Here is an 11,940-nt window from a genome sequence, read left to right on the forward strand (position 1 = left end):
AATGCCAAAAATATTAATTATTCTGACTATATTGCTTGCTCTTATTTTAATTGCATTGGTTATTTCTTTGCCTAGAGAAAACCAACAGTTTTTCAGCGACACTCGTTCAACAATTGGTAAGTCAGGTTATTGGGAAAGAAACTTTGATAAAAAGATTATTCTTTTGATACTTAGCATTCTTCTCTTTTTAATCCTCCTATTCAATATGATTCAAACAACCTAGCTTTTTAGACCAAAAAGAGACCCTTAGACTAGGGTCTCTTTTGATTTACACATTAGGAGTCGATTCATGATTAGCCGACTTCATATCCCATTAATAATCCGCCTTCTTCTGCATAGAAACTACATAGGCCGGATGTTGGAATAGCTTGAATTTGTGCATTAGGAAATTTTTCTCTGACTAGGTCAGAAAATTGCTGACAGAATTTATCATTATTGCGGTGAGAGATAATTATTTCACCTCCTGCATAACCCGCTTTGATGATTTCGTCAAAAGTAGCAGACAACGACTTCTTATAGCCACGAGCCTTTTGCAATAGTTCTAAGGTCCCTTGTGGCCCAGCTTCCCCAACCATACGAATATTGAGCAAGCCTACGACAGTTCCAATTAGCTTATTTAATCGCCCGTTTTTAACCAGATTATCCACTTTGGCAAGGACAAAAAGTAATTTCGTTTTTGATTGGTAGTTTGTAATTTCTTGTACAATTTCGTCAAAAGAAAGGCCATTGCCAATTAGCTGATTGAGTTTTTGAACAAGCAAGTCAACTTCACCTCCAGCTGATAAACTATCAATCACATGAATATTGACATTAGGATGCTCTTCGAGGTAAAGTTTTTTAGCAACTTGAGCGCTGTTATGGCTACCAGATAAGGTTCCAGTAATAGTGACAACAAAGATATTATCAGCTCCTGAAAATGCATTTAGATAGTCGTCTGGACTTGGGCAAGCAGATTTAGAAGCAGTTGATGTGGCGTACATTTTTTCCATCATTAAGTCAATATTTAGTTCTGCATTGTCAATAAATATTTCCTGGCCTACTTGAATGGTTAGTGGGACATTTTCAAAATTTGTGTCCAAAGCCAAGTCTTTTAATTCTCTAAAATCGCATCCAGAGTCACTAACGATTTTCCAAGTCATTTTTAATCCCCTTGTTCCAATAATTATACATTGACAAAGATTGTGTCTTTTTTTACAATTATATCATGAAAGACTTTTTCCAGAAAGCTATTGACATCCGATGAGACAAGAAGGAAGAAACTGTTATGCCTGAACGTAAAATGTCCAAAAAATCTCTTGAAAACTTAACGATTTCCAATCGGGAATCCAATCGTTTAACTCGCGAATCTTTGGAAATTTCCTTATTACAGTTATTAGAGAAAAAAGAATTGGCTAAAATAACTATTTCTGAGTTAGTAAACCGTGCTGGTGTATCCAGAGCGTCTTTTTACCGAAACTACAACTCAAAAGAAGAGATTCTAGAGGAGCTTTTCGGCCAAACTGTGCATAATATTATGGAAAAAATGGCTCAGTTCGATTTTAAGACGGAGCTTTACCAAGTATGGCTTGCTCTGTTTAAAGAGGCACAGAAGGAAGCGCATCTCATTCGTCTAGCTGTTGAGTATAATTTAGAGAAACACCTGACACAAGCAGTTTTTAACTTTTTAGAGAAAGGTCAAGAATCCAAAAAAGATGCTTCATCCTATGTTAATTCTTTTTGGAGCTCAGCTTTGGTTTCTGTCTTGTCAAAATGGATTAAAGAAGGCATGAAAGTACCTGCTGAAAAGATTGCTTCTCTCGGCTTGCCTTTAATGGTACAAGAGAATATTTAGTAAAGAAAAGAGAAAAAAATGGAAACAAAACGATTAGCTTGGGATGAATATTTTGCTGCACAAGCTCTTTTGATTGCCAATCGTTCTACTTGCAAGCGTGCAAGAGTAGGAGCGGTTTTGGTCAAGGACAACAAGGTTATTTCTACGGGATATAATGGTTCTGTATCAGGAACAGAACATTGTATTGATCATGAATGTTTGGTAGTTGATGGCCACTGCGTAAGAACCCTACACGCTGAGGTTAATGCTATTCTACAAGGAGCTGAACGAGGTGTTCCAAAAGGATTTACTGCCTATGTAACTCATTTTCCTTGTCTTAACTGTACTAAGCAGTTACTTCAGGTTGGGTGCAAGCGTGTTGTTTATATCAATCAATATCGGATTGATGAGTATGCTGAGTACTTGTATCGCGAGAAAGAAGTAGAACTAGTGCACCTGCCTTTAGAGGAAGTGAAGGCAGCCATAGCTGAAACAGATTTTATTTAAAAAGTGGCTATCTTAGTTATTGTTTAAGTTAAAAAGGCTCTATCATTTGATAGAGTCTTTTTACGATCTTACTGATTATTTGACTTGACCACCCTCTACAACAAGGTCATCAGCCTTAGCTGCATCGCCGTAGGTAGGGTGAAGAGTCTTTTCATAAGCCTTATGGAAGAAGTTTTCCTTACCAAGCTTTTCAATATCCTTGTTGATAAAGTCAAGAAGTTCTTTGTTTCCTTTTTGAACGGCTGGAGCAATAGTATCAGGATCACCTAAAGAAGTTATACCAACTTCGTAACCCTTGTTTTCAAGAGCCCAAGCTAGGACTTCAGTGTTATCTGTTGAGAAGGCATCACCACGTCCATCAAGCAGAGCTTGGTAGGCGTCACTGTATTGATCATATTTTTGAAGTTTAACCTCTGGATGATTCTTTTCAAAGTAGGTTTCAGCTGTTGTACCTTTGGTCACGATCAAAGTTTTTCCCTTAAGTTCCTTAACGTCTTTTATAAGGGCATCTTTAGGAGAAACGACTCCCAGTGAAACCTTCATATAAGGAAGCGCAAAGTCGACTTGTTTTTTACGTTCATCTGTCACAGTGAAGTTTGCCAGTGTAATATCAACCTTGTTTGAGATCAAGTACTCTGCACGGTTGGCTGCGTCAACAGAGACATATTTAACCTTGACTCCAAGATCTTTGGCAAGTTGATTTCCAAGTTCGATATCGTATCCTTGGTAAGAACCATCATTATCAACATAACCGAAAGGTTTTTTGTCTCCAAAGACTGCGATACGAAGCTCGCCACTTTTCTTAATTTCATCAATGGTCCGAGCCTTAGAACTTGATGCATTGGAGTTTTTGCTAGCACCACAAGCTGTGATAAAGACTAGAGCAAGGGCAAGTGTCATTACAGTTAAAATTGATTTAATTAGTTTCATAATCGTCTCCTTTATAGATATGAGCCAAATTGGCTAAAGTCAAATACGTTTAAAAATTCTTGCGCTCTTTTTGTTTTAGGATTGGTAAAGAAAGAGTGAGCATCTCCCTCTTCAGCGATCTGTCCTTGGTCCAAGAAAATGATTCGATCAGCAATAGCTTGAGCAAATTGCATTTCATGTGTGACTAGGATCATGGTGCGTCCTTCTTGGGCGAGATCATTAATTAATTCTAGCACCTCTCGTACCATCTCAGGATCTAAAGAGGCGGTTACTTCATCGAAAAGGATGATTTCAGGATGCATGAGAAGGGAACGAACAATTGCCACCCGTTGTTTTTGACCTCCAGAGAGCTGTCTTGCGTAGCTATGCTTTTTATCTAGAAGTCCAACACGTTTCAGTAGTTGTTCGGCTTCCTGAATGACTTCCTCTTTCTTACGTCCCTGGGCTTTTGTTGGTCCTAAAATAAGATTTTGCAGAACATCTAGGTGTGGAAAGAGTTCATAACTTTGAAAAACCATACCAATTTTCTGACGGACAAGGTGAAAGTTCTTTTGATTGCCTGTGATGGATTGGTCATCTAAGAGGATATCACCTCCTTGAATATTTTCTAAGCCATTAATACAACGAAGAAGTGTACTTTTACCACATCCAGAAGGACCCAAAATCACGACAACTTCACCTTTTTTAACTTCAAGTGAAAGACCTTGAAGGATAGGATTGTCTCCAAAGGATTTTTGAAGGTCCCTTATTTTTAAAATCGTTTCAGGCATATTAATTCCTCCAGTGTTTTTCTAAATGACCTGCTAATTTGGAAATAGGGAAGCAGACAAGGAAGTATAAAACAAGAATAGTTCCATAGATCCAAAAGGAAGCAGTAGGAATGGTCAATCGGTTGCTATCGATAATTTGTTGACCGACCTTCGTAACCTCAACAACACCAATCAAAACGACTAGCGAAGTTGTTTTAATCATACGTGTAATCAGGTTAATGGCTTGTGGTAGTAAACGTCTTAGAACCTGTGGAATGATGACATAATAGTAAAGCTGAAACTTGGTTAAACCTAGAGCTTGACCACTTTCAAACTGGTGCTTGGGTAGAGAAGTGATAGCTCCTCGAACCAAGTCCCCCATTTCAGCAGTTCCCCAAAGAGTAAAGACAATGATGGCTGAACTCTCGCCTGAGATATTGATATTAAAGTTACGTGCTAACCCAAAGTAAACAATAAAGAGTAAGACGAGCTGGGGCATTATTCGGATGAATTCTAGATAAAAGCGAGTTAGTAGACGAACGATTTTAGATTGAGAAGTCATGATGATTCCCAAAAAAGTACCAAGGATCATGGATAATAGAACGGAAACTACTGAAATACCAATTGTGACTCCCAAGCCCTGTAAAATACGAAGGAGATTATTTCCCTGAAAGAGTACCTGGATTCCCGAATCCTGCATGGCGTAATCTCCTTTCTATCCAACCAAAGAGAAGTGAAATCGGTAATAACATGAGCAGATAGGCAAGAACCAACATGGCCAAGGCGATATCTGTCTCGTAGTAGAGTCCAATCAAGTCCTTTGCCACATACATAAGATCTGCTAAAGCTACTACAGAGAAAACCGAGGTTTCCTTGATTAAGAAAATGACATTGGCGCTAAAGGAAGGAAGTGCTACAGCAGTCGCTTGTGGAAGAACAACGTAGCGAAAAACTTGTCTTGGTGTCAAACCAATAGAGAGGCCGATTTCATGCTGGGTTTGACTAACAGCTTCCAAGCCACTACGGAAGGATTCAGCCATGTAAGATCCGCCTAAGAAAATGAGACCGATTGTCGCACAAGCTTCTGAAGACAAGACAAGACCAATCCTAGGTAGCCCAAAATACAGAAAGAAGAGCTGAATCAATAGTGGCGTGTTTCGAGATAGCTCAATGTAGGCAGTAGCTAGCTGACTCAAGATGGGAACTCGGTAATGTCGTATGATACTAACAACCAAGCCTAAAAGAAATGAACCAATTATCCCCCAAATAGCGATATGCAGGGTCAAAAAGAAGGCCTGCTGGTATAGTGGATAGTACTGTTCGATAATAGACCAATCCAAAAATGAATTCCTCCCCTCCCTTAAGTCAGGAAAGCATTTTTCTTCCTGAACTTACAGGTATAATAATAGAGTCATTTTACCATCAATTACACTGTTTGAATAATATGTATATTTTATCGGTCTGATAGAAAAAATTTATCAGGACTGACAAAAGGATTGTAATTTAGTAATCGGCCTAGACAAAGATATTTGTTTAGATGTTGAATTGTTTTAAGAGAAAATGGATATACTTGATTTTATACTGATAATAATAAAAAAATAGAGTATAATGGATATAAAATATGAAAGGGGATCTTGCCCTTTAAAAGAAATATAAGAATAGGAAGGATAAATCAAATGGCAAATGAAGAGAAAAACCAGGAGTTAAGTCAAACGCGTAATGAGGTAAGTCCGGAGATAGATAATGAAAAAAATAAGGAAAAGATTGAAGAAAATCAATCTATTGATGAAGCAAATGGGTCAGAACAAGTGGTAAAAGATTCAAAAGAGATCAAGTATACATCGGCTCTTCTTTCATTTTCCTTTTTCTCATCGATCATTTATCTGATTCTTTTCGTGTCACTTTTTAGTATAGCTTTACCATGGGGACTTGTCTTATTGATTTTTCTAGGTCCTAGCTTGATTTGTTTTCTTATTGCAACTATTTTAACTAGAATTGGGATGAATAACGGAAATAAAGGTTTACTATATGCAAGTTCAGGTATTTACCTGATTTCAGCCTTTTGTGCAGGAGACCCTGATTGGTATCTTTTTCAAATAGCACCTTTTGTTTTCGCAGTTCTCGTTTTGGTTGGAACGCTAATGGCTAAAGAAGAAAAGAGATAATATGGCGCGAAGCCATATCTTTTTACGGAAATTTTTGAAACCATAAAGGATGCGATCCCCATTCTAGTACAACTATTTTCACTCTCAAAAATTAAGCAATCAAAAGAGCTTTCTTTATCTATCAATGATTATGTATATGCTTTTTTATGTATGGGCACTTGGTTCATCTTTTAGCCTCTTTTTGATTGTAGCAATTGTAGTCGTGGTCCTAATATGGGGTGGTGCGTCAAAAACAGCAGATTCATAATTTTCAAGAAGGTATAGTTTATGTCTATACCTTATTCTTTTTTTAAACAAAGGTGTGTTAGCGTAAATTATGTTATAATGTAAAAGTTATATAGTCCCGATAAGGTGGTAGTTTTTTCTATCAGTACTTTGTAACTCTATAACAATTTATTTAAGGGGGGACATTTCTATGTCAGAACGTAAACTTTTCACGTCTGAGTCTGTATCGGAGGGACATCCTGATAAGATTGCAGACCAAATTTCCGATGCTATTTTGGATGCTGTCTTGAGTCAGGATCCAGATGCCCATGTGGCTGCTGAAACAGCTGTTTATACAGGCTCTGTTCATGTTTTTGGTGAGATTTCGACTACAGCTTATGTAGATATTAACCGTGTGGTTCGTGATACCATTGCAGAGATTGGCTACACCAATACAGAGTATGGCTTTTCGGCAGAGACCGTCGGTGTGCATCCATCTTTGGTGGAGCAGTCGCCAGATATCGCTCAGGGTGTCAATGAAGCTTTAGAGGTTCGTGGGAATGCAGATCAAGATCCATTGGACTTGATCGGTGCTGGCGACCAAGGGCTTATGTTTGGCTTCGCAGTGGATGAAACACCGGAGCTTATGCCATTGCCTATCTCACTCAGTCATAAGCTAGTCCGTCGATTGGCAGAGTTGCGCAAATCAGGAGAGATTGGCTATCTGCGTCCAGATGCTAAGTCACAAGTGACTGTTGAGTATGATGAAAATGGCCAGCCTGTGCGCGTGGATACGGTGGTTATTTCGACCCAGCATGACCCAGAAGTGACCAATGAAGAGATTCATCGTGACGTGATTGAAAAGGTGATTAAAGCTGTTATTCCTGCCCAGTATCTGGATGATAAGACAAAATTTTTCATCAATCCAACCGGACGTTTTGTAATTGGCGGCCCGCAAGGTGACTCTGGCTTGACTGGACGTAAGATTATTGTGGATACTTACGGCGGTTATGCTCGTCACGGCGGCGGTGCCTTCTCTGGTAAGGATGCAACCAAGGTTGACCGCTCAGCTTCATACGCAGCTCGCTACATCGCTAAAAACATCGTGGCTGCTGGACTGGCCAAGAAAGCAGAAGTGCAGTTAGCCTATGCCATTGGTGTGGCGCAGCCAGTTTCTGTACGGATTGATACTTTTGGTACTGGAACTGTTGCAGAAAGCAAATTGCAGGAAGCGGTTCGTCAGATTTTTGATCTGCGTCCAGCCGGTATCATTCAAATGCTGGATCTGAAACGTCCAATCTATCGTCAGACAGCAGCTTATGGCCATATGGGTAGGACAGATATTGATCTGCCTTGGGAAAAAACGGATAAAGTTCAAGCGTTGAAGGAGTATCTAGCCTAATTATAAAGAGTTGCAAGATGATTATTTGATGGTTTCTACTTTATAGAAAAATAAAGATTATGAAATTAGAACGATTAATTTATATTTTATTAGCCCTTTTGAATAAGAAGCAGATAACGGCTAAAGAAATTGCTGAACGTTTTGAAATATCTACTCGTACCGTATATCGAGATATGGATACGCTCAGCTTAGCTGGAATCCCTATTTACTCTGAACGTGGGGATAAGGGAGGTTTTTATATACCGGATGACTACAAGATGGACAGCAGTTTTTTCACAGAAGAAGAAAAGCAGTTTATCATCAATATGAGTCAAAATGTTGGCAAAATTGTCGGTCGTCCAAATTTTGACAGCATCGAGAATAAGCTTTCTTCTCAAGAAGCGACTGATAAGGTAAATCCATTTTACTTTGATCTCAGTTCTTGGTCTCTCAATACAAATTATTTACTTGAAATGGAGCAGGCTATAGAAACTGGTAAGAAAATTTCCTTTTCTTATTTTTCAAAAAAACAGGAACGAAGCCAACGAACGATTTTTCCATACCGTCTGATTTTTAAACTAAATGCTTGGTATGTTATCGGCTACTGTTTAGAAAAGTTAGATTTTCGTATTTTCAAACTTAGTAGAATTCGTGATTTGCAGCTTGTAGATGAGGGGATAGAAGTTGATGACTACCCTCTTTTATCTCAAGACAAGCTAGATTTTTTTCTAAATCCGTCTAAAGATAAAGTTGAGGGTAGTAAAGAGGCAGTAGAGTTGATTTTCACGAAATCTGCACTTCCAAAAATTTATGACCACTTCACAGAAGAAGAAATCACTCTTGAGCAAACCAGAATAAAGGTCCATGCTTTCAGAGCATTGACTCCAGCTTTTTTTGAATTGATTTTAAGTTTTGGTCAGCAAGTAAAAGTCAGATCGCCCCAAAAACTGCAGGATAAATTAATTGATACTCTTCAAAAGAATCTTCAGCAATATGACAGACTGTAGTCATATTGCTTTTTGTATACTCTTAAGTGGGCATAAACTTTCATTGGTTTGAAAACAGCCTAAATAATTTTTGGAGGTTCCAAATGGATACAAAAACATTAGCAGATAGATATTTTACCGCAGTCAATAAAGGTGGATGGGAAGATTTCGTAGCAGAAAACTTTGATTATGGTATGTGTGACAGTCAGGAAATCAGGCGAGGTCGTGATGTTTATCTGAAAGGTGCAGGTCAATTCTATGCTTTAAGTCAGCATCTTGAAGTGAAGAAGTTGCTGGTGGAGGGAAGAGAAGTAGTGGCTTTAAATCGCTATCGCTTGCAGTCGCCACAAGGAAATCAAATAGAATTGGATGTTGCAGAATTTTTAAAATTTGACGAATCAGACAAATTAATAGCATCCAACATTTACTTTGATACTCATCGTTTCCAAGAGTTTATGCAGGGCAAATAATTCTCAAGTTTCATTTGACAAATAGTAGAACTTGTTTTATACTGTTAAAAATTAATTATGACTTTAAACATGTTCCGTGAGACATGAAAGTTCTAAAATGAGACTAGCAATTGCTATGCTCTAATTTTCTGTAAACTTTTCGAGGTTGGGAACAGGATTTCCAACCTCTTTTTAAGGCGTATTCAATTTAATAAACGCAGTCTGTGAGCTGCGATTAAGGAGAATCATATGTCAAAATTGTCTTTAGACAAAAACAATCAACGGGCTTTAGTCGCTGCGATTGTCGCTTCTGGTACGGATGACTTAAATGTCATGTTTCTGGCCTTTTCAATGTCCTCTATTATCTCATAACTTGGGATTAGTGGTACCCAGGGTGGTTGGATAGCCACTATAACTAATTTGGGAATGCTTATTGGGGGCTTAATTTTCGGTCTGTTAGCTGACCGATATCACAAATTTAAGGTCTTTAAATGGACCATTCTGATTTTCTCTCTGGCAACCGGTTTGATTTTCTTTTCGAAAGACGTCAATTACCTTTATATCATGCGCTTTATTGCAGGCATGGGTGTTGGAGGCGAATATGGCGTGGCTATTGCTATAATGGCGGGAATTGTTCCACCAGAAAAGATGGGGCGGATTTAATCCCTAAACGGTATTGCGGGTCAAATAGGATCAATTACATCGGCTTTACTTGCAGGCTGGCTAGCTCCTGCTCTTGGATAGCGTGGTCTCTTCCTCTTTGGGCTTGCACCTATTGCCCTAGTACTATGGATGGTTTTAGCTATTGACGATCAGAATATTCGTGACGACGGTGGAGCTAAGGTAGAAGAAGAAACAACACAACCTGTTAAAATAAGTCAGCTATTCAAAACACCAGCTCTGACATCACAAACCATAGCTCTAATGGTTATGACGACCGTACAAATTGCAGGTTACTTTGGAATGATGAACTGGTTGCCAACGATTATTCAAACTAGTTTGAATATTTCTGTTAAAGATTCTTCTCTTTGGATGGTGGCAACCATTTTGGGAATGTGCCTAGGAATGTTGACTTTTGGACAAATTTTGGATAAATGGGGACCTAGGGTCGTTTACTCTGGCTTTCTTCTTGCATCATCTGTCTGTGTCTATCTCTTCCAGTTTGCGAATTCTATGGCCACTATGGTAATAGGCGGAGCTGTTGTTGGTTTCTTTGTGAATGGGATGTTTGCTGGCTACGGTGCAATGATCACTCGCCTATACCCTCATCAAATTCGATCAACCGCTAATAATGTTATCTTAAATGTTGGACGAGCAATTGGCGGATTTTCATCTGTTATTATTGGAAAGATTTTGGATATCTCAGGTGTTTCAACAGTTATGATTTTTCTTGCCTCTTTGTATCTAATCAGTCTAGCTGCTCTTTGGACAATCGGTAATTTGAAATCTGATATTTATCAAGACCTAGGTCAAGGTCTTGAAGCAGAAAAAGCGTAGCCATTAAATAAAAAAAGACAAAGAGAATTATTCTTTGTCTTTTTTATGATCATGTAAAAAACTCTCTACTTTAAATAGAGAGTTTTAAGGTTACTCTTAGTGTGCTACGCGTTTGCGAGCTGCTTTTTTACGGTTTTCTTCAATGAAAGCCGCTTTTTGCTCTTCAGGTTCGATAACTTTTTTCTTGACAGTATAAACTGCACCTGCTACAGCAGCAACAGTAGCTGCAACGCCTGTAAGTACGCCTTTTCCAAATCCTTTAGCCATATGATTTCTCCTTTTTTGAACTTTAATTATTTATGTTATAATTAATAGTAACGGAAAATCAAAATTTTTTCAAGGAAAAAAATGAAAACTAAGATAATTGTAATTGTAGGGCCTACGGCAGTTGGAAAAACAGCTCTGAGTATTGAGGTTGCAAAAGCCTTTAACGGTCAGATTATCAGTGGTGACAGCCAGCAAGTCTATCGTGGCTTAGATATTGGCACGGCTAAGATTCGTCCTGAAGAGCAGGAGGGCATTCCCCATTATCTGTTGGATGTGAGGGACGTTGGAGAAAGCTACTCGGCCTATGATTTTGTGACCGAGGCAGCTCAGGCTATTCGTGATATTGAGGCTCAAGGACAGCTTCCCATCATTTGCGGTGGTACAGGACTCTATATCCAGAGCTTACTTGAGGGCTATCATCTGGGTGGCTCCGTCCCTCATGAGGAGATTCTGACCTATCGGGAGCAGCTGGACAGTTGGTCAGATGAGGATTTGTTTGGGAAAATAGCAGAGCTGGGTATCGAGATCCCCCAGATAAATCGTCGCAGGGCTATGAGGGCGCTGGAGATTGCTCAGTTAGGTGGTCAATTAGAAAACAGCCAGCCAGATTATGAAGCCCTGCTGATTTGCCTAGATGATGAGCGTGAGCGACTTTATGAGCGAATCAATCAGCGAGTAGATCTGATGATAGAAGATGGTCTCTTAGAAGAAGCCCGTTGGCTTTATGAACATGCTCCAACCAGTCAAGCCAGCAAGGGGATCGGCTACAAGGAACTTTTCCCCTACTTTGCAGGTCAGGTGAGCCTTGAGGAGGCCGTGGACAAGCTCAAGCAAAATACCCGTCATTTCGCCAAGCGCCAGCTGACTTGGTTTCGCAATCGGATGTCCGTAACCTTTTATCAGGTGGGAAATCCAGACTATAAAAATCAGGTTATGGAGGACATCAAGAATTTTCTGGACAAGTAGCTGGCTGACCAAGTTTTAGTAAGGATATG

Annotated in this window: 14 protein-coding genes and 1 pseudogene; 9 read left to right on the plus strand and 6 right to left on the minus strand. The window is 39.1% G+C overall.

Going from position 1 to position 11,940, the window contains the following annotated elements; translation table 11 throughout:
- Nucleotide 1 precedes the first annotated feature (1 nt).
- The gene (asp5, locus tag AWH02_RS01295) at nucleotides 2-223 is read left to right on the plus strand and encodes an accessory Sec system protein Asp5 (RefSeq protein WP_060553700.1); all 222 of its coding nucleotides are present in this window, start codon (nucleotides 2-4) and stop codon (nucleotides 221-223) included.
- Between the two features lie 70 nt (nucleotides 224-293).
- Here asp5 and AWH02_RS01300 read toward each other — a convergent pair whose 3' ends face one another.
- A complete protein-coding gene (locus tag AWH02_RS01300) occupies nucleotides 294-1,139 on the minus strand; it encodes a DegV family protein (protein ID WP_060553699.1) in 846 nt (281 codons plus the stop codon).
- Nucleotides 1,140-1,264: 125 nt separating this feature from the next.
- On the opposite strand from AWH02_RS01300, the gene AWH02_RS01305 reads away from it, so the two are divergent.
- A complete protein-coding gene (locus AWH02_RS01305) occupies nucleotides 1,265-1,831 on the plus strand; it encodes a TetR/AcrR family transcriptional regulator (RefSeq protein ID WP_045773911.1) in 567 nt (188 codons plus the stop codon).
- Nucleotides 1,832-1,849: 18 nt separating this feature from the next.
- The gene (locus tag AWH02_RS01310; RefSeq protein WP_060553698.1) at nucleotides 1,850-2,317 is read left to right on the plus strand and encodes a deoxycytidylate deaminase; all 468 of its coding nucleotides are present in this window, start codon (nucleotides 1,850-1,852) and stop codon (nucleotides 2,315-2,317) included.
- Between the two features lie 75 nt (nucleotides 2,318-2,392).
- Here the strand turns inward: AWH02_RS01310 and AWH02_RS01315 are convergent, their stop codons facing one another.
- The 4 genes from AWH02_RS01315 to AWH02_RS01330 are packed head-to-tail and all read right to left on the minus strand — an operon-like array spanning nucleotide 2,393 to nucleotide 5,336.
- A complete protein-coding gene (locus AWH02_RS01315) occupies nucleotides 2,393-3,247 on the minus strand; it encodes a cysteine ABC transporter substrate-binding protein (RefSeq protein WP_008808824.1) in 855 nt (284 codons plus the stop codon).
- Nucleotides 3,248-3,258: 11 nt separating this feature from the next.
- The gene (locus AWH02_RS01320; protein ID WP_045773912.1) at nucleotides 3,259-4,017 is read right to left on the minus strand and encodes an amino acid ABC transporter ATP-binding protein; all 759 of its coding nucleotides are present in this window, start codon (nucleotides 4,015-4,017) and stop codon (nucleotides 3,259-3,261) included.
- A gap of 1 nt (nucleotide 4,018) precedes the next feature.
- Nucleotides 4,019-4,696, minus strand: a complete 678-nt coding sequence (locus tag AWH02_RS01325) for an amino acid ABC transporter permease (RefSeq protein WP_045773913.1) — start codon at nucleotides 4,694-4,696, stop codon at nucleotides 4,019-4,021.
- Nucleotides 4,656-5,336 (minus strand): amino acid ABC transporter permease, encoded by a 681-nt coding sequence (locus AWH02_RS01330; RefSeq protein ID WP_045773914.1) that lies wholly within the window; start codon nucleotides 5,334-5,336, stop codon nucleotides 4,656-4,658. Before AWH02_RS01330 ends, AWH02_RS01325 begins: the two co-directional genes overlap by 41 nt.
- A gap of 336 nt (nucleotides 5,337-5,672) precedes the next feature.
- Between AWH02_RS01330 and AWH02_RS01335 the strand changes: the two genes are divergently transcribed.
- The 5 genes and pseudogenes from AWH02_RS01335 (at nucleotide 5,673) to AWH02_RS01355 (ending at nucleotide 10,678) form a co-directional block, all read left to right on the plus strand.
- Nucleotides 5,673-6,161, plus strand: coding sequence for a hypothetical protein (locus AWH02_RS01335; protein WP_045634938.1), 489 nt, complete (start codon nucleotides 5,673-5,675; stop codon nucleotides 6,159-6,161).
- Nucleotides 6,162-6,576: 415 nt separating this feature from the next.
- Nucleotides 6,577-7,767 carry a methionine adenosyltransferase gene (gene metK / locus AWH02_RS01340; RefSeq protein ID WP_060553697.1) on the plus strand — a complete coding sequence of 397 codons (1,191 nt, stop codon included), beginning with the start codon at nucleotides 6,577-6,579 and terminating at the stop codon, nucleotides 7,765-7,767.
- Nucleotides 7,768-7,826: 59 nt separating this feature from the next.
- Nucleotides 7,827-8,753: a helix-turn-helix transcriptional regulator gene (locus AWH02_RS01345; protein WP_060553696.1), complete on the plus strand. Its 927-nt coding sequence runs from the start codon at nucleotides 7,827-7,829 to the stop codon at nucleotides 8,751-8,753.
- A gap of 83 nt (nucleotides 8,754-8,836) precedes the next feature.
- Complete coding sequence (locus tag AWH02_RS01350) at nucleotides 8,837-9,202, plus strand: nuclear transport factor 2 family protein (RefSeq protein WP_060553695.1); 366 nt, start codon at nucleotides 8,837-8,839, stop codon at nucleotides 9,200-9,202.
- 228 nt (nucleotides 9,203-9,430) lie between these two features.
- Nucleotides 9,431-10,678 (plus strand): annotated as a pseudogene (locus tag AWH02_RS01355) (MFS transporter).
- A 96-nt stretch (nucleotides 10,679-10,774) separates the two neighbouring features.
- Here the strand turns inward: AWH02_RS01355 and AWH02_RS10595 are convergent.
- On the minus strand, nucleotides 10,775-10,945 hold the full coding sequence (locus AWH02_RS10595) for a DUF3042 family protein (RefSeq protein ID WP_008808815.1): 171 nt from the start codon (nucleotides 10,943-10,945) through the stop codon (nucleotides 10,775-10,777).
- 81 nt (nucleotides 10,946-11,026) lie between these two features.
- On the opposite strand from AWH02_RS10595, the gene miaA reads away from it, so the two are divergent.
- Nucleotides 11,027-11,911 (plus strand): tRNA (adenosine(37)-N6)-dimethylallyltransferase MiaA, encoded by an 885-nt coding sequence (gene miaA / locus AWH02_RS01360; RefSeq protein ID WP_060553694.1) that lies wholly within the window; start codon nucleotides 11,027-11,029, stop codon nucleotides 11,909-11,911.
- Nucleotides 11,912-11,940: the final 29 nt, after the last annotated feature.

This window comes from Streptococcus gordonii, assembly GCF_001553855.1.
Taxonomy (GTDB): domain Bacteria; phylum Bacillota; class Bacilli; order Lactobacillales; family Streptococcaceae; genus Streptococcus; species Streptococcus gordonii.

Coding starts and splice junctions, on each gene's coding strand:
- asp5 (WP_060553700.1), top strand. CDS start 2: ATGCCAAAAATATTAATTATTCTGACTATATTGCTTGCTCTTATTTTA.
- AWH02_RS01300 (WP_060553699.1), bottom strand. CDS start 1,139: ATGACTTGGAAAATCGTTAGTGACTCTGGATGCGATTTTAGAGAATTA.
- AWH02_RS01305 (WP_045773911.1), top strand. CDS start 1,265: ATGCCTGAACGTAAAATGTCCAAAAAATCTCTTGAAAACTTAACGATT.
- AWH02_RS01310 (WP_060553698.1), top strand. CDS start 1,850: ATGGAAACAAAACGATTAGCTTGGGATGAATATTTTGCTGCACAAGCT.
- AWH02_RS01315 (WP_008808824.1), bottom strand. CDS start 3,247: ATGAAACTAATTAAATCAATTTTAACTGTAATGACACTTGCCCTTGCT.
- AWH02_RS01320 (WP_045773912.1), bottom strand. CDS start 4,017: ATGCCTGAAACGATTTTAAAAATAAGGGACCTTCAAAAATCCTTTGGA.
- AWH02_RS01325 (WP_045773913.1), bottom strand. CDS start 4,696: ATGCAGGATTCGGGAATCCAGGTACTCTTTCAGGGAAATAATCTCCTT.
- AWH02_RS01335 (WP_045634938.1), top strand. CDS start 5,673: ATGGCAAATGAAGAGAAAAACCAGGAGTTAAGTCAAACGCGTAATGAG.
- metK (WP_060553697.1), top strand. CDS start 6,577: ATGTCAGAACGTAAACTTTTCACGTCTGAGTCTGTATCGGAGGGACAT.
- AWH02_RS01345 (WP_060553696.1), top strand. CDS start 7,827: ATGAAATTAGAACGATTAATTTATATTTTATTAGCCCTTTTGAATAAG.
- AWH02_RS01350 (WP_060553695.1), top strand. CDS start 8,837: ATGGATACAAAAACATTAGCAGATAGATATTTTACCGCAGTCAATAAA.
- AWH02_RS10595 (WP_008808815.1), bottom strand. CDS start 10,945: ATGGCTAAAGGATTTGGAAAAGGCGTACTTACAGGCGTTGCAGCTACT.
- miaA (WP_060553694.1), top strand. CDS start 11,027: ATGAAAACTAAGATAATTGTAATTGTAGGGCCTACGGCAGTTGGAAAA.